The sequence below is a fragment of the Halanaerobium saccharolyticum genome (genome assembly GCF_003259895.1).
Classification (GTDB): domain Bacteria; phylum Bacillota; class Halanaerobiia; order Halanaerobiales; family Halanaerobiaceae; genus Halanaerobium; species Halanaerobium saccharolyticum_A.
The window spans coordinates 22167-47407 of sequence record NZ_QLME01000015.1; the positions used below are offsets into that span (position 1 = coordinate 22167).

The window sequence follows — 25241 nt, forward strand, 5'->3', positions numbered from 1 at the left end:
AATCTCCTCCTCAAATTATTTTCTATAAATTATTTTCTATCAAACTCTAAATTTTCCTGCCTTAAAATTTTATTTTTTTGTTCTTAACTTATCAAGTACTGCTTTGAAATCAGATTTTAAAGAAGCCTCAAACTCCATTTTTTCTCCGCTAAAGGGATGTGTAATAATCAATTTTTTAGCATGTAAAAGCTGTCTTCTGGCCCCCAGCTGATTTTTAGAGCCGTATCGTTTATCCCCAACCACGGGATGTCCAAGATAAGAAAAATGAACTCTGATTTGATGAGTTCTACCAGTTTCGATTTTTACTTCTACTAAAGTATGATGTTTAAATTCTTCAATAATTTTAAAACGGCTAACTGCATTTTTGCTGTTGTGTTTACGAACCGCCATTTTTTTGCGATTATTGGGGTCTCTACCAATCGGTGCATCAATTTTTCCTTTTTCGTAAGCTAAATTTCCTTCAACTAAGGCATAATAATATTTTTCTACACTTCTGTTTTTAAATTGCCGCGCCAGTTCCTTGTGACTTTTATCGTTTTTAGCCACTATCAAAAGTCCTGATGTATCCTTGTCTAATCGGTGAACAATCCCCGGTCTTTTCACCCCATTGATTGCAGATAAATTATCCACATGTGCCAGCAGAGCATTAACAATGGTATCATCATAATGGCCTGGTGCCGGATGAACAACTCGATCTGCATTTTTATTAATAACGACTATATCTGAATCTTCATATACTATATCCAGCTCCATCTCAACTGCCTTAATTTCGCTTTCTTTTTCTTCTATAAATATTTTTAAAAAATCATCTGCAGTAATTTTATAACTTTTATCAACTTCATTTTCATTGACAGTTATTTTCCCGCTTTCGATCAGTTTTTGAATATAAGAGCGGGATAAATCATCTAACTCAGCTGCTAAAAATTTATCTATTCTCATTCCCTGAACTTTTTTATCTGCTTTTAGACTATATTCCTCCATTTAAACACCTCAATCCACCGAAAAAAGTAATTTATAAATTAGTATCAAAACTCCATAAAATATAAAAACATCTGCAATATTAATAACCGGAAGCTGGTAAAAATCAAATAGATTAAAAGCAATAAAATCAGTCACATAATGCAGCAACAACCGGTCAATGAGGTTTGAGATGCTCCCCCCCAGTAAAAAAACAATTGCTGTTTTAACTGCAGGTGTCTGTTTCAACTCACTTTGATAAATATAAATAATAAATATTAAAAAAAAGACTGTTATTAAAATGAAGAAACTACGCTGACCTTTAAGAATTCCAAAAGCTGCTCCTCTATTTTTAATAAAAGTTATATGTAAATAATCACCAACAATTGATAATCGCTCAAATTGATGAAAATTACTCCGAATAAAAAATTTACTTAACTGATCAATTAAAATAATAATCATAGATAAAACAGCAATCAACATAATCTCAACTCCATCTATAATTTTAACATACAAAAATAATTTAAACAATTAAAAATTGCTCTTTTATATTATTATATTATATGCTAAGATAAGAGATGGATGATTATTATTCATGTCCTCTCACATCCAACTAGATAAATAAAGGATGAAAGATTATGAAATTAGAACTAACTAAAAACAGCAGCCGCAGAGCAAAAACAATTTTTATGCTGGCTCTACCGGCTATGCTTGAAATGTCACTGAATACCCTTGTCGGTATGGCAGACACCATAATGATCAGCCGCTTTATCGGTAAGGAAGCTCTGGCAGCAGTTGGCTTTGCCAATCAAATTATTTTTACTTTGATTTTTGTTTTTTCTGCTTTTAATGCAGGAGCTACTGCAATGGTATCCCGCAGTTATGGTGAGGGTAACAAAAACCGAATGAACAAAATAATGAATGAAAATTTAACTTTAAACTTAATTTTAGGAATAATAGTTACTTTATTCACTTTCTTTTTTGCCGACCTGATTTTAAATGTTTATGATATTACGGCTGTTGTTAAAGCTTTTGGAACAACATATTTAAAATATATAGCTATTGGTCAGGTTTTTATGTTTATTTCCTTTGCCTCAGCAGCATCATTAAGAGGAGCTGGAGACACTAAAACCCCGATGTATATCACAGGTGTTGCCAATATACTAAATATTATTGGTAACTATATTTTAATTACTGGTTTCTGGATTTTCCCAGAACTGGGTATTGCAGGAGCCGCTATTTCAACTGCTTTTGCCCGCTTCGTCGCAGCAGTTCTCTATTTAGGCTTATTTGCCAGCAATAAAGGAATCTTAAAGCTTCATCCCAGTTGGATGAAAATCAGCAGTAAAATATTTAAACCATTAATTAATTTAAGTTATGCTGCTGGAATTGAACAGCTTTTTATGCAGATAGCATTTTTTCTTAATGGTATCTTTATTTCTAAACTTGATACAACTGCAGAAGCATCATTTAGAATCTTATTAAATATCGAATCACTGTCATTTATGCCAGCAATTGGAATTGCGATTGCTGCAACTACAATTGTGGGTAAACATCTGGGAGAAGATAAACCAGAAGAATCATTAAAAAGCGGCTTAACCGCTGCAGTTATGGGGGCTTTACTTGGAACTGGACTTGCTCTAATTTATCTTGTTTTTCCAGTTTTTGCCCTCAGTATTTTTACAACCGAGGCAGAAGTTATCAATTACTCTGCACCTGTACTCAGGATTGTGGCTTTAAATCAGGCCTTTTTAGCATTTGTTATTATTATGGTTGGAGCATTAAGAGGAGCTGGAGATACAAAAGGAGCCATGTATATTACAATTATCAGGCTCTGGGTTATTTTTATTCCCCTCTCCTATTATTTAATTGTTGTTTCTAATTATGGGGTAGCGGGAGTCTGGATTGCCGAGATAATTTCATTTTTAATTGTTGCTTTAATTGTAATTAGAAGATTTATTAAAATGGAATGGGCAAAAATAGAGTTTTTTGCAGAATCTGAAACTCCATAAAATCAAAATAAGATTCAGACATTTGAAAGACATTAAAACTGAACCTCTCTCTTAATTAAGAGAGAGGTTTTGTTTATAATTTTTCTTTTAACAGCTTCATTCTAAAAAATTCCTCTCTTTCTTTCTCTTCCAATCTTTCTTCAATAAACTTGACCGTATTTTTATAACGAGGAATTAAAATGTTGTCTAAAGCATTTGCTCGTTTTTGAGTCTTTTTAATTGAAGCTGCAAGTCTGTAGACAGAAGTTTCAATTTCAGCAAGTCTGCTGATTAAATAGACTACTCTTTGAAAATTTTTATAGGCCCTATCTAAAGCCAGATTGGTTTTATAAAAACTATAGTGTGGAGATATTTCTTCTGACAGTTCTTCTACCTCTGGTATTTCAACACCCATTACACTGTAAGTTCTGATCTTCAAATTATCTATCAAATCAATACCTGCTGCTATTTCTTCTACGGTTTTTATTCCCTGGGTAATATCCACAATTTGCAGAGCTTCATAAGCATTATAAAAATACTGATTGATTTGAGACTGTATTTCTTTTGCTTCATCTATCCTTTCCATCATTTCCTTAATTAAAACATTTCTTTTCTTATCTAGAAGCTCATAACCTTCTTCAGCAAGTTCAAGTGAACTTTTTGTAGATAAAAGATTGCTTTTAGTTGGAGATATTTTAAGTTTCTCCATTTTCATCTTTCCTCCTATAATATTTGTCGATTAACTCTTCTGATAATCTATCCAGTTCATGTTCGGGGAGTTCTGAAATAAGATCCCAGGCTAAAGAAAGAGTTTTTTCAATATTACGATTGGTCTTTTTATCCTGATTGAGAAATTTAGCTTCAAATTCACTGCCAAATTTAAGATATTTTTGATCTATTTCTGAAAGCTCATCTTCCCCAATTACTGAAGCTAATGATTTTACTTCATTAACATGAGAATAAATAGCATATAATTGGCTGGAAACATCAGCATGATCCTCACGTGTGTATTCAGCACCAATGCCATCCTTCATCAGACGAGAAAGTGAAGGCAAAATATTAATAGGAGGATAAATATCTCTCTGAAATAAATCTCTTTCTAAAACTATCTGACCTTCTGTTATATATCCTGTTAGATCAGGTATTGGATGAGTTATATCATCATTAGGCATTGTTAAAATTGGAATCTGGGTTATTGAACCTTCTCTTCCTTTGATCATTCCTGCTCTTTCATAAAGACTGGCTAGGTCACTGTAAAGATAACCTGGATAACCTTTTCTACCAGGCACCTCTCCTCTTCGAGATGAAAGTTCTCTTAAGGCTTCAGAATAACTTGTCATATCAGTCATTACAACTAAGATATGCATATTTTCTTCAAAAGCAAGATATTCAGCGGCGGTCAGTGCCACCCTGGGGGCAATAATTCTTTCTACAGACGGGTCATCCGCTAAATTAACATACATTACAACATTCTGTAAAACTCCACTTTCTTCAAAACTATTTATAAAATATCTTGCATCATCATGCTTTATTCCCATTGCTACAAATACAATCGCAAATTTTTCATCCTCCTTACCCAATTTTGCCTGTCTTGTTATCTGAGCTGCAAGCTGATTATGGGGAAGACCATTACCAGAAAAAATAGGTAATTTCTGACCTCTGATTAAGGTCATCAACCCATCAATTGCAGATACTCCTGTCTGAATATAATTTCTTGGATACTGCCGCGAATAAGGGTTCATTGGGTTAGAGTTTATATCATATTTATTCTCCGAGTAAATCTGGCCTCCATTATCAGTTGCTTCGCCGACACCATTAAAAACTCTGCCTAAAATATCCTTACTTAAAGCTATTTTCATTGGTTCCTGCAAAAATTTAACTCTTGTTTCGTTAATATTTAAACCGGTACTACCTTCAAAAACCTGAACTACAGCTCTATTCGAAGCCACCTGTAAAACTCTTCCTTTTCTTACTTTACCATTGGGAGCTGTCACTTCGACCATCTCATCATAAGCTACATCATCTATATTTTCTACTACAATTAGTGGACCATTAATATTAGCAAGTCCAGTATATTCTTTTTTTAACATTATATACTCCCCCACTATTATTGATAATCATCAGCAAGCTGCTGATAAAAATCGTCTATTTCATTCTGAAAATCTTTAATTTTATCTACTTCATCATTAGCAACTGTACTCTTTAACCTCAATAATCTGTTAAATAACTCATTATTTTTTAGCTGACTGATTGGAACATTTTTCTTAACCAGCGGCTTTGCCTGATCATAAAGATAAAGAATAATTTTTAAAAGCCAGTATTGTTTTTTGATATCAGAATATCTATCAATGTCATCAAAAGCATTCTGCTGTAAAAAACCAACTTTTATCAGTTTTGCTATTTCTAAAATCAAACGCTGATTATCCGGTAACACATCTTCGCCGACCAGTTGAACTATATCCTGCAGTCTTGATTCTTCTTTCAATAAAGACATTGCCCGACTTCTTAACTCAAGCCATTCCCGGTTAACATTGTCTTTAAACCAGGGCTCCAGGTCTGTTAGATATTCACTATAACTATCAAGCCAACTTACTGCTGGAAAATGTCTAGAAGCAGCCAGTGATTTATCAAGAGCCCAGAAACAGCGAACAAATCTTTTGGTATTCTGAGTAACAGGTTCAGAAAAGTCTGCACCTGGAGGTGATACTGCTCCAATAAGTGAGATGGATCCTTCATTTTCACCGGCAAGGGTTTTTACATAACCTGCCCTTTCATAAAATTCTGCCAGTCGAGTTGGAAGATAGGCTGGAAAACCTTCTTCGGCAGGCATTTCTTCCAGACGGCCCGAAATTTCTCTTAAAGCTTCCGCCCATCTCGAAGTAGAATCAGCCATAATTGCTACATTATATCCCATATCACGATAATATTCTCCCAGAGTAATTCCGGTATAAATACTGGCCTCTCTTGCAGAAACAGGCATATTTGAAGTGTTAGCAATTAAAACTGTCCTTTCCATCATTGATTTACCAGTTCTAGGATCTGTTAGTTCTGGAAACTCTTCTAAAACATCTGTCATTTCATTTCCACGTTCTCCACAGCCAATATAGATAATTAAATCCGCGTCTGACCATTTGGCCAGCTGATGTTGAGTCATTGTTTTGCCGGCTCCAAAACCCCCGGGAATAGCAGCTGTACCACCTTTAGCAATTGGAAAAAAAGTATCAAGTACCCGCTGACCTGTAAGTAATGGCTCTCCTAATTCAAGTCTATCACTGTAAGGCCTTGGTTCTCTAATCGGCCATTCTTGATAAAGTTTTATTTCAGTTATATTTTCTTCTTCATCCCTTATTTTAGCGATTACATGATCAATAGAGTATCTACCATCAGGTACCAGGTCAATAATTTCTCCTTCTTTTCCAGGAGGAACCATAATTTTATGAACAATGACTGAAGTCTCATCAATTTCTGCTATTATCTGACCTGACTTAAGATAATCACCCTCTTCAACCAGGACTTTTAATTCCCATTCTTCATCCGGATTTAAAGCACTCACCTTGGCACCTCTTTCTATAAAAGGACCACTTTTTTTCTCTAAAAATGGCAGAGGTCTCTGAATACCATCAAATATATTTCCAATTATACCTGGACCAAGCTGAACTGAAAGTGGATGACCGGTAGAAAACACTGGTTCACCAGGCTTCATTCCACTCGTTTCTTCATAAACCTGAATAGTAGCTGAATCGCCATCAAGTTCAATTATCTCACCAACTAATTTTAATTCTCCAACATAAACAAGCTCTCGCATAATATAACCGGACATACCTTTCGCCTCAACAACCGGGCCATTTATAAAAGTTATTTTTCCCTGTTTTTCCATACTCACCAACTCCTAATCCATTTATCCTACTTCTGTGTTAAAATATTATTCTTTAATTCTATAGCTATCTCTTCTCTAAATGAACCAATTAAGGCCGCAAAAGTATTTTCTAGCAGCTGCTGATTATTTTTGGCTTTAATTATAAAGCCACCGGATTTAATTTTCTCAGTTAGTATCATATCGAATTTGTAATCATCCATTTCTTTCTCCAGCAGTTCCTCTAAATCAGATTTGAATTCACTGTCTTTTTTTCTTAATAAAACGGTAAATTCACGATCCGGCAATTCTTTAGCAGCTGCTTTGATAGAATTAAAAATAAATAAACAATAATCTTTTTCAGCTGTAAATTCATCCAGTATCTCATGTAATTCCTGAATAAAGTTATTAATCAAATCATTTAGTTTTTTTCTCTTGAGATTTTTCTTTTCTAAAATGGCTCTTGAAATTATCTGTTCTCTTTTTTGTTCCGCCATATTTTCATAATTATTTACAATATTTTTCTGCTTATTATCCAGCTCTTCTTGAAAATCATCATATTTTTTCTGTAATTCTTTACGTTTCTTTTCAATTTGATTGTTATTTTCCTGCTTAACCTCATCAATAATCTCAGTTTTAATGGTCATGATTTTTTCTGCAATATCCACTCATCTATCACCTCTTTTGCTGAGTTTTCTTTTATAAGCGCATGGTTAACTCTGCATTAATACATCGAGCATGTCATGCTGAGTTTTCTTTTATAAGCGCATGGTTAACTCTGCATTAATACATCAAGTATGTCATGCTGATCCTGATTAAATTTTAATACCAATCGATTCCTGGACATATTTTGTGATATATTCTGGCTCTTCCTCAGGATCAACATGTCGATCAGGAATCTCCAGCACCAGGGGGAGCTCCGCAGACAATTTCAAATCATCAATTAAATCAGGAACCAATTCTGCTAATTTCCTTGTAATTAAAAGTATCCCAATATCACTTTTTTGTCTAACCCGGTTAATCTCTTCTATTACTTTTTCTTCTTCATGGATAACAACTCCATTTATTCCAACTAATCTTAAACCTATGTTGGTATCAATATTATCGCTAATGCAGTATATTTTCATAATAAACCACCTATAATCTTCCCAGGATCATTATAGAAATTATTAATCCATAAATTGCAATTCCCTCTCCTAAACCAATAATAATTAAGGCTCTACCTAAAATTTCAGGTTTTTCACTGATTGCTCCAATGGCAGCTGAACCAGCAATTCCTACTGCAATTCCAGCACCAATCGAGGCAATTCCTACTGCAAGACCTGCCGCCAGATATCCCAGTCCTAAATTAGAAGCTGTATTAAGAGCTGGATCAGCAGCATATACTTTCGCCGGTACAACCAAATCCGATCCCAGAATTACCAGAGTAAATAACAAAATTAAATTAATACTTAAAATTGAACACTTTAACCATTTTTTATCTGTTTTCTTAAACATAATTATTCCCCCTATAAGTGCTGTAATAAATAAACTTAATAAAGCTAATGTTAAAATCATTTTTATTTCCTCCCATTATAATATTTATAATCTTTACCGAGTTTTTTAAAAAAAGTTAAATAATCCTAAAAATCATTTAATCTTAAGTGGTATTAATTCTCTTCCACTACCACTATAGAATTTAGCAAATATCTCAAAAAACTCCAGCCTTAAAATTTGAATTCCTACTACTACACCTTCCAGAACCATAATAACAATGTTTCCGACAATTAAAACCAGAAGACTACCAGCGTAATTATTTATCATTTCTGATAAAATAATTACTGCCATAGACAGCCCAACATGATTTAAAGTAAAGGCTCCAACTCTTAAAAAAGATAGGGTGTTACTCAAATAACCTAAAACTGTATCAAAAAGTTCAAATGCAGATTCCAGTATATACTCAGATATTTTTTTATCTATACTAAACCTCTGTTCAGTTAATAAATTGCCAAGTGGTTCTTTAAGAAATATAAGCAGTAATAATATTATAAACACAGCAGCTATAACAGATGCCGGCATTAAGAGTTTACTCTGGATTCCATAAAAAGCTAAATTTACAAGTAAAAATAGATATAATATTAAACCACTTAAACCACTATCAGAAAATAATGCCTCTGTATAATCTTTATTTTTAAAACTATTAAATAAATTAAAAATCATCGAGGTAATTAAAAGCAAAATACCAATCATCACAGTAAAACCGAGCCAAAACATAATATTATCCATCGGTCTAATAATAAGAGCAGGTATCAGATCTTCCAGTCCAAAAAGACTGCCATAAAATGTACCAAAAAGCATTGAAGAAAATCCAATTGAAATCAGAATATAGGCTGCATTCTTATTCTTAATGAAATCTATTTTATTTTTATAAATAGCAAACCCCAGACTGACAAATACAAAGCCCTGTCCTAAATCTCCAAACATAATTCCAAATAATAAAATATAACTCAAAGCAAAAAATAGCGATGGATCAATTTCGTTATACTTCGGAAGACCATAAAGTTTAACCAGAGATGAAAATGATTTAATCCACTCTGGATTTTCAATAATTGTTGGTGGATTCTCCTCTTCAACATTTTTAACTTCCTGGCTGCTATATATTACTTTTTTATATTTATTTGATATTAGTTTTTCAAATTCTTTCTCATTTTCTTCACTTATCCAGCCAGTTGTAATAAAAAAATAATCACTTTTACCATAAAAATCATTATTAACATCTGTAATTTTATTAAAAACCAGTAACTGCTGATAATAATCTAATAACTGACTTTGATGGCGATGTTTTAATTTTTTAAATTCTAAACTGATTTGATCTCTGATAATTTCTATCTTATTAAGCCTGTGTCTGGCCTGATTTAATATCTCTCGAGGCTGCCCTTTGACTCTCTCAGGTAATTCAATCCTCTGAAAATTTGCTGAGTTCAAAATATCAAGTGCTTTTTGTTGATAATTCTTTTTAGCAAATGTAAAGAACCATACTCTATCTTGATCTCTATTAACTTCAAGAACAAGCACAGGAACCTCAGTAACATTCTCAATTAAGCGCTCATATCTTTCCTGACTTAAGCTACTAAAGATTAGAGTAATATAAGATAAATTTTTTAAACTCTGAAGTTCTATATCAATATTTCTCATTACATAAACATGTTTAATAAGATTATTTAAACGTTTTTCCTCTGCATCCAATTTTTTTGTTATTCTTTCGAGTTTATCAATTTTTTGTTGAATTGGTCTAATAAAATCTTTGAACTTTTCCAGATCAACTTTATTTAACTTATCGAAATTAATATTTTCAATTATTTTATTTAAGTTTAAGCTATCCAGAATCCTATCTAATTTATTAAAACATGATTTATAAGAGTTTTTAATTTGACTGCTTTTGAAATTTTCATGATATTTTTCAGTTTTTAAAAGTTCTATCTCTTTGTTCCTCATCATCTCCTCAGTTATAGAATCAATATTTCTTTTCAAACCAAGAATCTGAAATTTTTTCATAATTTTAATTCCCAAGATCACACCTCCTTTCGAATCAAAAAGTTTTTAATCCTGTCTTTTGGAAGTGAATATCTAATTCCTTCCAGAACAGTTATTATATCCCTTGATTCATATTCCCTGATATATAAATATGCAAGTATATTAGAGATAGTAAAAAAACTTTCTGTTTTAATCTGATGCAATTTTTTAAATATATAATTTAAAAAGAATCTTTCAAAAATAACATTTTCATCTTTAATCGCTTTTTCTAGAAGCTGTTGATATGGTTGATAGGCAATATGTTTTACTAAGTTTTCCGATTTGTTTTCCTGACTCATACTTTGTAATTCTTTTCTATTAATTTTAAAATGGTAAGGAATAATATAATTTAAAATTTCACCGGAAGATAAATTGTAATATCTTTTAATTCTATAAATCCACTGGAGATTAAGTAAGTCTATGTGGGTTCCAATGATTTCATCAAAATATTTTTTATCTTTACTAGAAAAGCTCTCAGCCAGTCTATTGAGTTCAGAAAAATAATAAAAATCTAAAGTCATCTCAATTGGAAATAAGTTTTTGTTTTTCTGGTACTGGTCCGAAAATTCATCTAAAATTTCAGCATAATGGAGATTTTTTAGTACTTTTTTAATCTCATTATAAGAAGAAGCCTGAATAAGATTATTAAAATTAATCTTTTTATTTCGATCTATATAAATTAAATTATCAGTCAGATAATTTTCTTCGCTTTCCATTAAAATAGTTCTCAAAATAATTTTTAAATCTTCAATTTCAAATTTTTTGAAGTAATGCTTAATAAAAGTTTTCAAGTCAGAACTAGAAAACTTTTTTATAATATCTTCAGAAAGCACGAGGCTTTTTTTAAGATTCAGTTCAAGCTGACGTCTGTGAATTTCCTGACCTGAAAATTTCTCTAAATGTTCTTGATAATAAGTATTATTATAAAGGTAATTAAACGCTTCCTGAACAGAATTTAACTCAATTAAATTTTGAAAGTCTTTTTCTTTAAGCATATTACTACTTAAAGCTTTTAATTTTGCATTTACAGCCGGGTATTGAAAAAAAGCTGGCATTGTTTTCACCTTCCTGAACTAATTATTTTATCAAAATATTTCTTTAATAAATCTGCTTTTACTTTTTGATAATCATTTTCAATTTTTTTGATCTCATTTTTACTTTCTTCCTCTAAGTTAGCTGCAAATTTTTTTGCTCCTGCTTTGCTTTCTGCCACTATCTCTTCGCCTTTCTTTGTGCTTTCTTCAATCTTTACCTTCTCTTCCCGGGCCATTCTTTTCTCATACTTTTCTTCCAGTTCTTTAATTTCCACTGTAAGATCATCCTTTAATCTCTGTGCCTGCTGCTCAATATTTACAACCTTTTCAATTAATTCTTCCTGCAATTCAATCACCTCCAGTTATTCTTCAGGCAGCAATATTTCAAAGTCACTACCCTTTTTCAAAGAACTTTTTACATTGATTTCTCCACCATGAATTTTGACAATCCAGCTGCAGATAGAAAGCCCCAGACCAGTACCTCCATATTCTCTGGATCTTGATTTATCAACTCGATAAAAACGTTTAAAAATATCATCTAAATCTTCTTCTGCGATGCCTATCCCATTATCAATAATATTTAATCTATAAAAACCATCAAGCTTAGTTAAAATTATTTTTATTTTTCCACCATCTTTACTATATTTGAGAGCGTTATCAATTAAATTTAATAAAAGCTGAGTAATCAGACTTAAATCTGCTTTTATTTTGAAATCCTTGCCTTCTCCTATTTCTTTTTTGATTGAAATATTTTTTTCAGAAGCTAAATTATTCATTTCTTCTATTACCGTGTCTACTACAACATTTAAATCAAATTCTTCTTTATTAGGCTTAATATTTTTTCCATCTACTTTTGCCAAAAGCAGCATTTGAGAAACTAATTGATTCATCTGATCTATCTGTTTTTTTATTGTCAATAAAATATTTTTTTGATCAGAAGTTAATTTTTCTTCTGAATCAATAGCTTCTTCAATCTGAGCCTTGATAACAGAAATAGGAGTTTTAAGTTCATGCGAAACATCAGCGTTGAACTGCTTTTGACGATAAAAAGAGTTTTCTAATCTATCTAAAAGGCTATTCAAAGTTTTAACAAGTCTGCCTATTTCATCTTCCCTCCCTTTATTAATCCTTATTCTTTGAGAGAGATTACTCTGACTTATTTTTTCTGCAGTTACTGAAATCAAGTCAATTGCTTTTAAAGCTCTACTGGCCAAAAAATACCCTCCTTCACTGGCTAAAATTAAAGTCAGCGGAATCATAATAAGTAAAATAAGTATTAAATTATCTAGCATTTTCTGTTCTCTAGCAAAGGAATAAATAAGATTTATATAATAAACTTGAGTAAAATCTTGATCAGTATCTGAATTGACAGCGGCTGTCAGCATGGCCCATTTTTGATTTTTATATTCTATTATTTTAAAGAATTTATTTTTCTTAACTGCCACTGAAATAATGTCCTGCATAAATTCAGATTCCAAATTTTTATTTATTAATTTTCCCTGACTGTTGTAAACAAAAATGCTTATATTTTCTTTGTTTACACTATTTATTAAATAATTAGAATTAATATCAGTTTCACCAATTTCTGATTTAAGCTTCTGCATCTCTATCTCTAATATACTTTTTACTTCTTCAAAAAGCTGAGTTTCCAGATAAAAATATAATATAGAACTGAAAAAAATTAAAACTAGAAATAAAATAACCATATACCAGATTGTTAGATTGATTTTTAAAGGATATTTTTTATAATTAAAATTTTTATTCATCTTTAATAATCCTCATCCGATATCCACGACCTCTTACTGTCTCCAGAAACTTATTCTCATGTCCCTCATCAATTTTTTTTCTGAGAAATCTGATATAAACATCAACAATATTAGTATTATTGCCGCTCATATATCCCCATACATGTTCTTCAATTTGGGAACGACTTAAAATATTACCTCTATTTCGCATTAAATACTCTAAAAGAGCATACTCTTTACTGGTCAGCTCAATCATTTCTTCTCCTCTTTTGACTGTATAATCTACAGTATTTACAATCAAATCTCCATTTTTTAATGTATTGCTGTGTTCTTTAATTCCTCTTCGAAAAATCGTTTTTATTCTGGCTATTAGTTCTTCAAAAGCAAAGGGCTTTGTTAAATAATCATCAGCCCCCATGTTTAACCCCTGCACTTTATCTTCGGTACTATCTCTAGCGGTTAAAATCAATACGGGGGTTTTATCTTTCCATTCTCGAAGTTCCGATAATACTTCCAGTCCATCTTTTTTGGGAATCATTATATCTAAGATAATTAAATCATATTCATTAATTATAGTTTTGTCCACTGCAGCTTCACCATCATAAGCTATTTCTGCAGTAAAATTTTCTCGTTCCAATCTTTTCTTTATTATCTTAGCAAGATCTTTTTCATCTTCGACAATTAAGATATTCATTAAAACACTTCCTTTGCTAAATTTAAAGCGTATTCTAAAAAATATAAATAAAATATTTAGACAGCAAATATAATAATTTCTCTTTTAGCTATTAAAATAGTAGATTTCTAATATCCAATCATTTGTTACTCAATGAGTATAGCAGCAAAAAATTAAAAAATGATTAAAAAAAAGCAGTCCCGAAATTTCAGGACTGCTTTAATATATACTTTAGATTATATCCAATTATTTTCTTACTTTTCTGCTTCAATAACATCAGCACAGCGCTGACAAATATCCTCATGTTCTTCAAGTTCTCCAACTGTTTCGTCATACTTCCAGCAGCGGTCACATTTTTCTCCTCTGGCCTCACTAACTTTAACTAAAACAGAACTTTCTTCACCCTGATGGGCATTCTCTGCAGTTAAATTATCATTAAGTTCAGCCTGAGAAACTATAAACAGATCAGCTAATTGTTCAATTTCTGAAATTAATAACTGCTGCTGATCTTCAGATGCTCCTTTAAGTTCTACCATTGCTTCTAGAGAATTACCAATTTTCTTGTCGGCTCTTGCCAATTCTAAAGCTTTTGAGACATCTTTTCTAACTGCCAGCAGCTTATCCCACTTAGCAATCAATTCCTGGTCATAGTAATTTTCCTTAACCTCTGGCCAGTCAGTTAAAAAGACACTTTCTTCAGATTTCATTTTCTCAGGTAAGAACTGCCACACCTCTTCTGATGTATGAGGAATTATCGGAGCAAGTGTAATAACTAGAGCCATCATTATATCATAAAGAGTACTCTGTGCAGAACGTCTGCTTAAAGAATTTGTTCCGTCTGTATAAAGACGATCTTTAGTAATATCCATATAAAGCGAGCTCATCTCTACAGTACAGAAATTGTGAACATCATGATAAACCCTGTGATATTCATACTTTTCATAGGCTGAAGTTATTTTTTCAATTAAATCCTGCAGCCGGATCATAATCCAGCGATCCAATTCTCTCCGCTCCTCATATTCTACATAATTTTGTTCACTATCAAAATCGCTGATATTACCTAAAATGAAACGATAGGTATTTCTAATTCTTCTATAAGCTTCAGAACTCTGTTTTAAGATATTATCTGAAACTCTAATATCATTTTTAAAATCAGAAGATGCAACCCAGAGTCTTAAAATATCAGCACCATACTGGTCGATTACTTTATGGGGAGAAACTACATTACCTCTGGATTTAGACATTTTATTACCTTTTTTATCTACTGTAAACCCATTAGTAATTACCTCTTTATAGGGGGCTGTTCCTTCTGTAGCTACAGCTGTTAGAAGTGATGAATTGAACCAGCCACGGTACTGATCTGTACCTTCAAGATAAACCTGAGCTGGCCAGTTTAAATTATCTCTATTTTCTAAGACAGCTTTATGACTGGAACCAGAATCAAACCAGACATCCATGATATCTTCTTCTTTAGTAAAGTTATTGCCTCCACAATGGGGACAGTTATACCCTTCTGGCAGTAATTCTTTTTCGGAAAGCTCGTACCAGGCAGCTGAACCTTTTTCTGCAAAAATCGATTTAACAGAATCTAAAGTGTCATCATTAATTACTGCCTCTCCACAATCATCACAGAAGAAAATAGGAATAGGTACACCCCATTTTTTCTGACGGGAAATACACCAGTCTGAACGCTCAGAAATCATATTGGTCATTCTTTCTTCACCCCAGGCAGGATACCAGTCAACATCTGCAATTGCTGCCAGGGTTTCTTCTTTAATTGCATCGATTGAGGCAAACCACTGATCTGTAGCTCTAAAAATCAAATTATTTTTACAGCGCCAACAGTGAGGATAACGATGATCAATAAAGTCAAGGTTCATCAATAAATTCTTCTCTTTTAATTTATCTGTGACCATAATATTAGCTTCATCATAATGTTTACCTGCAAAATCTCCAGCTTCTTCGGTAAAGTAACCCTTATTATCCATCGGGGCATAAACTTCCAGGTCATACTCCTGTCCCACTATAAAGTCATCATGTCCATGACCGGGAGCAGTATGAATACAACCCGAACCCTGTTCTAAGGTTACATGATCTGCAAGAATTAAAAGTGATTCTCGATCAAAGAATGGATGTTTAGCTCTTTTATTTTCAAGTTCCCTGCCGCTAAATTCTTCACTAATAATCTCATAATTTTCAATTCCAGATTTAGACATCACTGAATCTACAAGTTCTTTGGCCATTACCAATTTTTCTCTTTCTGCTTCTACAACAACATAAGGATATTCAGGATGAAAAGCAATAGCCATATTAGAAGGAATAGTCCAGGGGGTAGTTGTCCAGATTACAATATAACTGTCTTCACTGCTTAAATTAACTCCACCAACTTCAACCTGATCCAGCATTGGAAACTTAACAAAAATAGAAGGAGCACGATCTTCACCATATTCTACTTCTGCTTCAGCCAGAGCTGTCTCACAGTGTGGACACCAGTGAACAGGTTTTTTACCTCGATAAAAAAGATCTTTTTTAGCCATTTCTCCAAAAACTTCTATCTGCTTTACTTCATATTCTTTATTTAAAGTTAGATAAGGATTATCCCATTCTCCCCAGACACCAAGCCGTTTAAACTGCTCTCGCTGACGATCAATATATTTTAAAGCATAATTGGTACATTTTTCTCTTAATTCAGAGATAGAAAGTTCTGCTCTCTCCTGATCACTCATTACACTGGTTACCTGATGCTCAATTGGTAACCCATGTGTATCCCAGCCGGGTACATAAGGAGAATAATAACCGTTTAAGGTAGCAAAACGGGTCACAAAATCTTTTAAAATCTTATTTAAAGCATGACCAATATGGATATCCCCATTTGCATAGGGAGGTCCATCATGTAAAATAAAAGATTCATTACCCTCTCTGTTCTCTACTGCTTTTTCGTAAATATCTTTTTCCTGCCATAATTTTTGAAAATCAACTTCTCTTTCACTTAGATTTGCCCGCATTGGGAAATCTGTATCAGGTAAATTAATTGTCTCTTTATAACTCATTTACTTTTATAACCTCCTGTAAAAAATATATTAAAAAATAAAAAAAGTCTCTTGTCCTGTAAGGGACGAGAGACCGCGGTACCACCCTAATTAAAATCAGTAATCAAAATTTAATAAACTTAAAATTACTAATTTTATCTTAGCAATCTTTAACGCAGAAATACGGGTATACTACTCTGTTCATATACCGACTCCAGGGTGATCTTCTCAATTTCTTGTTTCCCGGCTTCCACCAGACCCGGTTCGCTAAAAACAATTGAAATTTGATACTTTCCCCTTCAAAATCAATTTAATTATATAACATTTTTCTCAATTATAAACTATCATTAAAAATAAGTCAAGTTTCACTCTTAGATATTGTTTATTAAAAATTGATAAGATAGATAAAAATTTTAATTATTTTCTTCAGAATCTCTACTATTTTCAATTTCGCTTTCTATTTCCAAATTAGAATCATCAAAGTCTCCTCTTAGAGATTCTTCCTGATCCTCATTTAACATTTCCAGATGACTTTCCAGTAAAGTTTGAAAGCGAATTTTAAAGAAATTTCTCTGTTCCCGCAGCTGCTCCAGTTTCCTTTTTTCCGAAGCCACCTGATTTCTAGCATTTTCCTTGATTTCTTCTGCCTTCATTCTTGCTTCTTTTTTAATCATTCGGGCCTCATTATCAGCCTGTTCTATTCTTTCAGAAACAGTTCCTTGAATTGAATCAAGGGTACTCTGGAGTTTATCTTCCATATCCTCATAACTATCAATTTTCTCTTTTAGTTCTTGATTCTCTTCCTGAAGATTATTTAGGTCTTTAAGTAAACGTTCATAAGCAACTCCTACATCATCTAAAAATTCATCAACCTGAGTTGTATTATAGCCAAAAGTTGATTTCTTAAATTCTTTGTTATAGATATCAAGCGGGTTTAGTTTCAAAATATCCCTCCTTTACAACTAAGTTAATCTTTTTAAAGTTAACTTAATTCTTCCTTTATTTGAAATACCTCTTTCTGCTTCTACTTTGACTCTACCCCTGCCTCTAACCGAAATCAAATCACCAATCTCTACTTCTGCCGCAGGGTCTGATTCTACTTTCCAGTTTAATTTAACTTTTTCGTTTTCTATATCTCTGGACATTTTACTGCGAGAATCACCAAAACCAGAACTGGCAACTGAATCCAGCCTCATAGAAGCAACTGTGGTTAATATTTCTTTTTCGTGCTGTACAGGTTTTACTATCTCAGATTCAGTAATTTCTTTAACTTCAATCGGAACCTGATGCACCTTGTCCAATTTTAGTTCAATAATGTCCTCAATTTCTGCCGCTACTACAATCTGAGCAAAATCTGAATGAACAAGAATATCACCAATTACTTTTCTCTGCAGACCCAGCCCCATTAGAGCACCCAAAAAATCCCGGTGGCTTAATTTTTGAAAAGCAAAATTTCCATCAAGCTGATAAATCTTAATCTGTTTTTCAACTAAATCAGGAAAAAGATATTCTGGAAAAATTACCAATCTTTTTCTTTCAGCCTGCGGATAGCCACCTTCTTTTTTGAAATTAATATCTGCAAGCTGCTCAATTAACGGAATAGCTATTTCTATTTGATAGGGATTCAAAAAATCCGTAGCCTGAGTTTTATGATATTTTAAAACCTGTTCACACTTATCTAAAACATGTGAACCCAGCCTTCTATCTTCTTCTCTGTGTAAATGATTTAACAATTTATCTTGATCAAACATAGATTCCCACCTTTAAATTGCTAGACTAATTAAAATATCTCTAATAAAACCATGAATAATCTGTAAAGCAAAGATTGCGATCAATGGTGATATATCAATGCCCAAAATTCCACCCTGGGGCAATAACTCTCTAATCGGACCTAAAATCGGCTCAGTAGCATCGTAGATAAATTTAATTACTTTTTGCCAGCGCATATCACTGGGATTAGGTCTAATCCAGGAAAGAATTACCCGGCCAATAATTAATAAATTTAAAATCTCAAAAACTGCACTTATTACTCTTACTAATATAAACATTGATTTGCCTCCAAAATTAGTATTCTCTTTCTCCAAATATTGCTGTACCAACCCGGACTATAGTTGCCCCCTCTTCGACAGCAATCTGATAATCATTTGTCATACCCATTGACAGCTCTTTTAACTGAATAACATCCTCTGAAAGTTGATCAAATAATTTTTTCATATCTTTAAAATATGAGCGGAGTTTTTCTGGATTATCTAAATAGGGAAGAACAGTCATTAATCCTTCAACTTTTAAATGTTCAAAATTAATTATCTTCCTTAAAAAAACCTCTGCCCGGTCAGGAGTTATACCAAATTTATTTTCATCACTGGCAATATTAATTTCAATTAATACCGAGGTTTTTCTCTCATTTTTTCTGGCTCTTTTATTTACTTCCTTAGCAAGTCTTAAGCTGTCAATTGATTCAATCATCCTACAATTTTCCATCCTCATAAGATATTTTACTTTATTTCTCTGTAAATGTCCAATAAAATGCCAGTCGAGTTCAATATTCTCAGAGATAAATTTATCATTCTTCTCTTCTAATTCCTGAACCCTATTTTCGCCAAAAATTTTAACTCCTGCTTCATTTAAAATTTTTATAGCATCTACCTTTTGATTTTTGCTTACAGCAAGCAGCTTTACTTCAGTATGATCTCTATCTACAGCAGCTGCTGCTTTTTTTATATTTTCCTTAACTTTATTTAAATTAGATATTATTTTATCTTTCTGCATAAGCTTAAGCCTCCCTGCCGTAATCAAAGTCTTCAGGATTCGTAATTATTTCTTCTCCAATTTCTAACCCACTCACTATTACATACTCGTCATTTCCATCTAAAATGACAACTTCCTGAAATTCATATTTATTATAGCCACTAACCTTTAGGACCCCCTGTCCAGATGGTTGATTAAATACTGCTTTACGGGGGATTTTAATACCTCTATAAATATTTTTGATAATATTTAGTTCAATTCTTCTTCTATTTGTCCACTGAGGAATAAACTGTTCCAGCTCAATTAAGAAAAAAGTGGCTTCTAGATTAGGGCGAATGTCAACAATTCTGGCTTCAAAAAGTTCATCAGAATTATTCTGTTCTATAAATAATAATTCATTTATTCTAAATCTATCTACTTGAGAATCCGGAACCTGAACTAGCAAGAAAAGTTCAAAATTATTAATTATTCTATACAGTGCTTCATTCTTTTTAATCCTATCTCCAGATAAAAGATGCTCATAATTTCCATTCAAATCAGCAAAATTATTTAAGTTGATCTGATTTAAATTATCAACATTAACTTCACTTTCCAGACCATCAACAGCAAAACTGACTATCCCTGCTTCTTTGTTAAATATTTTTTGCTGTTGATTTGAGGATTCAATTTCTGCCAGTTTTCTACCGGAAGCAAGTCGATCTCCTTCACCAACCAGAAGCTCTACTCTACCTGAAATTGGAGATTTAATAACTTTTTCATCTCTAACAATCATCGCTTCTGACCAAAAACCGTCTATAACTTCTCCCTGAGCAGCCAGAATTGTTTCAAATCTTGCCGCTCCAAAAATCTGAATACCTATTATAAAAGCAATTATTAAAATAAAGATTATAACAAAAGGTTTAAAATTAGTATCATTTTTTTTTGTCATCAGCATCACCTTAAAAGAAAGAGATAATCTAAATCCTGATGTGTTTTACATCAGGATTTAATTATTATTATCCTTTTTTATTTCTTAAAAAAGCCGGTATATCAAGATCATCACCGGAAAAACTTTCCATTTCAAAGTCCTCTTCCGGCATTTCTTTATCTTTAGTATTTTTTATTTCTTTTTTAGAAGATCCCGAATCAAAGCCGGTTGCAATGACTGTAACTTTAACTTCATTGTCTAATTCCTCGTCAATTACAGCCCCTAAAATAATATTCGCATCAGGATCAGCTACCTCCTGAATAACCCTTGCCGCTTCATTGGCCTCATGGATTCCCAGATCCAGTCCACCGGTAATATTAATTAATACTCCTCTAGTCCCATCGATAGAAGCTTCTAATAGTGGAGAAGCAATAGCCAGTTTTGCAGCCTCAGTTGCTCGATTATCACCATCTGCTCTTCCAATTCCCATTAATGCAGAACCAGCATCAGTCATAATAGTTTTTACATCAGCAAAGTCAAGGTTGATAATACCAGTAATTGTGATTAAGTCAGAAATCCCCTGCACACCCTGTCTTAGTACATTATCAGCAATTTTAAAAGCATCCATTAAACTTGTCTGTTTTTCGGCAACTTCTAACAAACGATCATTAGGGATTACAATTAAAGTATCTACTTTATTTTTTAATTCTTCTATACCTGAAATAGCATTATTCATTCTTTTTTTTCCTTCTACTGTCAGCGGTTTAGTTACAACACCAACAGTTAGCGCTCCCTGTTTCTTTGCTGTTTCAGCAACTACAGGGGCAGCTCCAGTACCTGTTCCACCACCCATTCCAGCAGTTATAAATACCATGTCTGCACCATCAATGGCCTGAGCAATTTCTTCTCTATTTTCTTCAGCTGCTTCAAAACCAATTTCGGGGTCTGAACCAGCCCCCAGACCTCTGGTTATTTTCTCACCAATTCGGATTGTTACTCCAGCATTGGAAGCCATTAAAGCCTGAGCATCGGTATTTATTGCAATAAATTCAACCCCATCCAGACCTTCTTCGATCATTCTATTGACGGCATTATTACCGCCTCCACCTACACCAACAACTTTTATATTTGCAAATTGTTCAATTTCTGTTCCAATATCAAACACTAATATTCCCTCCCCGTTAAGGATAATATGTAAGCTTAGAAAATAATTTCCCGGTTATTAAAAAAACTCACTAAACCAGTTTTTTAATTTTGTAAAAAACCCACTTACAATCTCTTTACTATTATTATTGCTATTACTACTTACTTTACTATTCTTGGCATCTCCATTTTCTAGAGCAAATTCTATCAGACCTACTGCTGTAGAGAATATTGCTCGTGGTATAGTATCACCCTTTTTTATATATACGGGATTATCAATAACATTAGACAGCCCACTAACATAATCAGGTTCTCCAATTCTAACCGGTAATTCTGTAATATCAGATGCAAGCTTTTCAGAACCCTCCAATAAAGAGGCTCCTCCGGTTAAAATCATGCCTGCAGGTGTCAAATCAGCAGAACCAGCACTATCCAGTTCCTTTTTAATCAGTGAAAACACTTCGCTCATCCGCGGCTCAATTACCTGACAGAGCATTTTGCGTGAAAGTTTCTTTCTTTCCTTTCCGCTTGCGGCCAGAACCTCAATTTTTTCGCTTTCATCAATTTCTGATGGTAAAACTGATCCATGCATTATCTTTATTTTTTCAGCTTCAGAAACAGGAGTTCTCAAACCAACTGCTATATCATTGCTGACATGGTTGCCCCCAACAGGTATAACTGCTGTATGGGCTATACTGCCTTCATGAAAAACAATTACATCAGTGGTTCCACCACCAATATCCACTAAAACAGCTCCTAAATCTTTTTCATCATCAGATAGTACTGCCTGGCTGGAAGCCAGAGGTTCTAACACTACCTCATCAACACTTAAACCGGCTCTCAAAACACTTTTTACCAGGTTTTGAATTGAGGTTGAAGCCCCCTTAATAATATGAGTTTCGACCTCAAGCCGAACTCCAGACATCCCTAAAGGATCCTGAATCCCGGGACTACCATCTACTATAAATTCTCTGGGCAGAACATGTAAAATATCCTCCTCAGCTGATACAGGAATTATTCTTGCTGCATCAATAACTCTTTTTATATCACTCTCTTTAATTTCCTTTTCGTCTCCAGTAACTGCAACAACTCCATGACTGTTGATAGACTTGATATGTGAACCAGCAATACCAACATAAGCAGAATCAACTTTCTGACCGGCCATTCTTTCTGCTTTTTGAATAGCACTTTTAATTGCATGGCTGGTTTTATCTATATCAACTACAATTCCTTTGCGGAGGCCGTTAGATGGAGCTAAACCAATTCCTATAATCTCTATATTATTATCTCCACTTACTTCTGCTATTAGTGCACATATCTTGGTAGTACCAATATCAAGTCCGGTAACTATCTTTCTTCTTTTCACAACAGTCTACCTCCTTTCTTATCCAAACATTTCTTTTTTTATCTTCTTTTAATTAATAAGGCTCAATTTAAATAATTCAATATAAATTTTGTTATTCCTTTATTATTCATAAAAATTTTCCTTATTTTAACTTAATTACAGGGTGTTTTGTAACCTGCAAATTAATGTAATCAATTTCAGCTTCCTGATTATTGTTTAAAATAGAGTTTAAAATCGCAAATTTTTCTTCCAAATTTTCATTTCTACCTAAGTTGACCCCGCCGCCTTCTTCCAAATATAATTTATAAACATTATCCTGATAAATAACTTTTTTTATCTTTTTTAAATAGGTTGGATCAAGGTTATTAAAAATATTTAAAATATCGTCTGTCACAGGAGGTAATAGAATTTTATGGTTATCAAAATAATAGGCAAAACCCTCAAGCTGTGGCAAATTTATTTCTGCTGCTAAATCCTCTTCTCTTAAGATAATGCCATCTGCAGAAAACATTAATTTCTGCTCATTGTTTTTCAGCCAGGCTACTGCTTTTCTTGCTTCAATTACAACATGAACTGTTGAGGGAAATGACTTTTCTATTTGAACAGAAGATATCAAATTATGTTTTAATAAATCATTTTTTAACTCCTCTTCATTCAAAAACAACAAATTATTACCATAAAATTTAGTAATGTTTGATCTTAACTCATTTTTGTTCATCTCAGTTCTGGAATGAAAAACGAAATCCCTGACATGAAAAAAAGGAGAAAAAAGAAAAGATAAAAAAGTTAAAAATATAAAAAATAGAAGCATCAGCACAATCTGATATTTTTTCTCCATTAATCATCCCTCACAAAATTGAGTCATTCCAATGTTTTAATAACCTTTTAAAATCAGATCAGGAAGCTCAGTAATATCGCCTGCTCCCACAGTTAAAATAATATCTCCCGCTTCAGCTTCAGCTAATAATCTGGCCGCTATTTTGTTAAAATCATCCAGATAGCAGCATTCAACCTCAGATTTTTTTGCAATTTCTTCTGCAAAATCCGTTAAAGATATATCATAGTTCATTTTTTCGGATGCAGAAAAAATATCTGTTAGATACACCTGATCTGCATTAATAAATGAATGACTAAATTCTTCTAAAAACTTATGGGTTCTGCTGTATCTATGCGGCTGAAAAACAACTCTAATTTTATTATAATCCATATTTTTTACTGTTTTTAAAAGCTCTTTAATCTCAGTTGGATGATGTGCATAATCATCAACAATATCAACAGCAGAATTTAAAACTTTCCCCTTAAAATCAAATCTGCGACCAACCCCACTAAATTCTTTAAGAGCAGTCTTAATTGCTTCAATATCTATTTCTAAATGCCGGGCCGCGGCTGCTGCAGCCAGAGCATTATAAAGATTATATTCTCCCGGAACTGAAAGCTCAATTGAAGCAGCAAATTCTTCTGAATCATAAAAATCAAAGCAGCTGTTAAAATTATTGTATTCAATATTTTTTGCTGTAAATTTCCCTTTTTTTAAGGAGAAGCTACTGCATTTATTTCTGTTTAAAAAAATAGAATCTAAGTTTTTATCGTCTTTATTATATAATAGAAATGCCTGCTTGTCATTTTTATCGGCAAATCTTTTGAAAATCTTCATAAATTCATCCAGATTCTGATAATAATCAGGGTGGTCAAGCTCCAAATTGTTTAATAATAATAAATCTGGATTAAAATAGAGAAAAGATCCATCACTCTCATCAGCTTCGGTTATAAAATATTTTCCAGCACCATCTGCCATATTTCCATTTAATTCTTTGAGAAATCCACCTACCATTACTGCAGGATCTTTTTGAGCTTTTTTGAAAATTGCAGCCAGCATCGCTGTAACAGTTGTTTTGCCATGAGTTCCAGCAACTGCAATAGTTTTTTTATCTCTCATTAAATAGGAAAGCATTTCTGCTCTTTTAACTATTTTTAAACCTTTTTTTCGGGCTGCCTGAATCTCAGGATTATTATCGGGAATAGCACTGGTTTTTACTATTAGATCAGCACCATCAATGTTAGAAGCAGCATGACCTATAAAAAGTTTGACCTGGTACTTTCTAAGCAGATCCAGGTATTTACTTTCATTTAAGTCTGAACCACTTACTTTGTATCCTCTTTCGGCCAGTATTTCTGCTATACCACTCATAGAAACTCCACCAATACCGATCAAATGAATATGCGAATTTTTATTTAACAAAATTATCACCCTAAATCAAATTTTA

At 32.8% G+C, this 25241-nt stretch carries 24 protein-coding genes and 1 other annotated feature; of the genes, 1 reads left to right on the forward strand and 23 read right to left on the reverse strand.

The window, feature by feature from the left end; translation table 11 throughout:
* Positions 1 to 69: 69 nt before the first annotated feature.
* Positions 70 to 981, reverse strand: a complete 912-nt coding sequence (locus tag C7958_RS10135; RefSeq protein WP_111572561.1) for an RluA family pseudouridine synthase — start codon at positions 979 to 981, stop codon at positions 70 to 72.
* Between the two features lie 9 nt (positions 982 to 990).
* Positions 991 to 1488, reverse strand: coding sequence for a signal peptidase II (gene lspA, locus C7958_RS10140; RefSeq protein ID WP_243834323.1), 498 nt, complete (start codon positions 1486 to 1488; stop codon positions 991 to 993).
* Positions 1489 to 1595: 107 nt separating this feature from the next.
* On the opposite strand from lspA, the gene C7958_RS10145 reads away from it, so the two are divergent.
* Positions 1596 to 2969, forward strand: coding sequence for an MATE family efflux transporter (locus C7958_RS10145; protein ID WP_111572563.1), 1374 nt, complete (start codon positions 1596 to 1598; stop codon positions 2967 to 2969).
* A gap of 73 nt (positions 2970 to 3042) precedes the next feature.
* Here C7958_RS10145 and C7958_RS10150 read toward each other — a convergent pair whose 3' ends face one another.
* The 21 genes from C7958_RS10150 to murC form a co-directional block, all read right to left on the reverse strand.
* Positions 3043 to 3657 carry a V-type ATP synthase subunit D gene (locus C7958_RS10150; RefSeq protein WP_166668520.1) on the reverse strand — a complete coding sequence of 205 codons (615 nt, stop codon included), beginning with the start codon at positions 3655 to 3657 and terminating at the stop codon, positions 3043 to 3045.
* Complete coding sequence (locus C7958_RS10155) at positions 3644 to 5038, reverse strand: V-type ATP synthase subunit B (protein WP_111572565.1); 1395 nt, start codon at positions 5036 to 5038, stop codon at positions 3644 to 3646. Before C7958_RS10155 ends, C7958_RS10150 begins: the two co-directional genes overlap by 14 nt.
* Before the next feature lie 17 nt (positions 5039 to 5055).
* The gene (locus C7958_RS10160) at positions 5056 to 6825 is read right to left on the reverse strand and encodes a V-type ATP synthase subunit A (protein ID WP_111572566.1); all 1770 of its coding nucleotides are present in this window, start codon (positions 6823 to 6825) and stop codon (positions 5056 to 5058) included.
* A gap of 26 nt (positions 6826 to 6851) precedes the next feature.
* Positions 6852 to 7469 carry a V-type ATP synthase subunit E gene (locus tag C7958_RS10165; RefSeq protein ID WP_111572567.1) on the reverse strand — a complete coding sequence of 206 codons (618 nt, stop codon included), beginning with the start codon at positions 7467 to 7469 and terminating at the stop codon, positions 6852 to 6854.
* Positions 7470 to 7616: 147 nt separating this feature from the next.
* Positions 7617 to 7928 carry a V-type ATP synthase subunit F gene (locus C7958_RS10170; RefSeq protein WP_111572568.1) on the reverse strand — a complete coding sequence of 104 codons (312 nt, stop codon included), beginning with the start codon at positions 7926 to 7928 and terminating at the stop codon, positions 7617 to 7619.
* Positions 7929 to 7938: 10 nt separating this feature from the next.
* Positions 7939 to 8358: an ATP synthase subunit C gene (locus tag C7958_RS10175; RefSeq protein WP_111572569.1), complete on the reverse strand. Its 420-nt coding sequence runs from the start codon at positions 8356 to 8358 to the stop codon at positions 7939 to 7941.
* Positions 8359 to 8430: 72 nt separating this feature from the next.
* Positions 8431 to 10350 (reverse strand): V-type ATP synthase subunit I, encoded by a 1920-nt coding sequence (locus tag C7958_RS10180; RefSeq protein WP_111572570.1) that lies wholly within the window; start codon positions 10348 to 10350, stop codon positions 8431 to 8433.
* A 2-nt stretch (positions 10351 to 10352) separates the two neighbouring features.
* Positions 10353 to 11408, reverse strand: a complete 1056-nt coding sequence (locus C7958_RS10185) for a V-type ATPase subunit (protein WP_111572571.1) — start codon at positions 11406 to 11408, stop codon at positions 10353 to 10355.
* Positions 11409 to 11413: 5 nt separating this feature from the next.
* Complete coding sequence (locus tag C7958_RS10190) at positions 11414 to 11734, reverse strand: hypothetical protein (RefSeq protein WP_111572572.1); 321 nt, start codon at positions 11732 to 11734, stop codon at positions 11414 to 11416.
* A gap of 15 nt (positions 11735 to 11749) precedes the next feature.
* Positions 11750 to 13153, reverse strand: coding sequence for a sensor histidine kinase (locus C7958_RS10195; protein ID WP_111572573.1), 1404 nt, complete (start codon positions 13151 to 13153; stop codon positions 11750 to 11752).
* Positions 13146 to 13826: a response regulator transcription factor gene (locus C7958_RS10200; protein WP_111572574.1), complete on the reverse strand. Its 681-nt coding sequence runs from the start codon at positions 13824 to 13826 to the stop codon at positions 13146 to 13148. Before C7958_RS10200 ends, C7958_RS10195 begins: the two co-directional genes overlap by 8 nt.
* Positions 13827 to 14059: 233 nt before the next feature.
* The gene (ileS, locus tag C7958_RS10205) at positions 14060 to 16855 is read right to left on the reverse strand and encodes an isoleucine--tRNA ligase (RefSeq protein WP_111572575.1); all 2796 of its coding nucleotides are present in this window, start codon (positions 16853 to 16855) and stop codon (positions 14060 to 14062) included.
* Positions 16856 to 16913: 58 nt separating this feature from the next.
* Positions 16914 to 17146 (reverse strand) — a binding site (T-box leader).
* Between the two features lie 101 nt (positions 17147 to 17247).
* A complete protein-coding gene (locus tag C7958_RS10210) occupies positions 17248 to 17778 on the reverse strand; it encodes a DivIVA domain-containing protein (protein ID WP_111572576.1) in 531 nt (176 codons plus the stop codon).
* Positions 17779 to 17796: 18 nt separating this feature from the next.
* A complete protein-coding gene (locus C7958_RS10215) occupies positions 17797 to 18585 on the reverse strand; it encodes a YlmH family RNA-binding protein (protein ID WP_111572577.1) in 789 nt (262 codons plus the stop codon).
* 12 nt (positions 18586 to 18597) lie between these two features.
* Complete coding sequence (locus C7958_RS10220; protein WP_111572578.1) at positions 18598 to 18882, reverse strand: YggT family protein; 285 nt, start codon at positions 18880 to 18882, stop codon at positions 18598 to 18600.
* Between the two features lie 16 nt (positions 18883 to 18898).
* Positions 18899 to 19603, reverse strand: a complete 705-nt coding sequence (locus tag C7958_RS10225) for a YggS family pyridoxal phosphate-dependent enzyme (protein ID WP_111572579.1) — start codon at positions 19601 to 19603, stop codon at positions 18899 to 18901.
* A gap of 4 nt (positions 19604 to 19607) precedes the next feature.
* Positions 19608 to 20510, reverse strand: coding sequence for an HlyD family efflux transporter periplasmic adaptor subunit (locus C7958_RS10230; protein WP_111572580.1), 903 nt, complete (start codon positions 20508 to 20510; stop codon positions 19608 to 19610).
* Between the two features lie 67 nt (positions 20511 to 20577).
* On the reverse strand, positions 20578 to 21654 hold the full coding sequence (gene ftsZ / locus C7958_RS10235; protein WP_111572581.1) for a cell division protein FtsZ: 1077 nt from the start codon (positions 21652 to 21654) through the stop codon (positions 20578 to 20580).
* 57 nt (positions 21655 to 21711) lie between these two features.
* Positions 21712 to 22998: a cell division protein FtsA gene (gene ftsA, locus C7958_RS10240; protein ID WP_111572582.1), complete on the reverse strand. Its 1287-nt coding sequence runs from the start codon at positions 22996 to 22998 to the stop codon at positions 21712 to 21714.
* Between the two features lie 121 nt (positions 22999 to 23119).
* Positions 23120 to 23815: a cell division protein FtsQ/DivIB gene (locus C7958_RS10245; protein WP_111572583.1), complete on the reverse strand. Its 696-nt coding sequence runs from the start codon at positions 23813 to 23815 to the stop codon at positions 23120 to 23122.
* A gap of 36 nt (positions 23816 to 23851) precedes the next feature.
* Positions 23852 to 25225 carry a UDP-N-acetylmuramate--L-alanine ligase gene (gene murC, locus C7958_RS10250; protein WP_243834325.1) on the reverse strand — a complete coding sequence of 458 codons (1374 nt, stop codon included), beginning with the start codon at positions 25223 to 25225 and terminating at the stop codon, positions 23852 to 23854.
* Positions 25226 to 25241 lie beyond the last annotated feature (16 nt).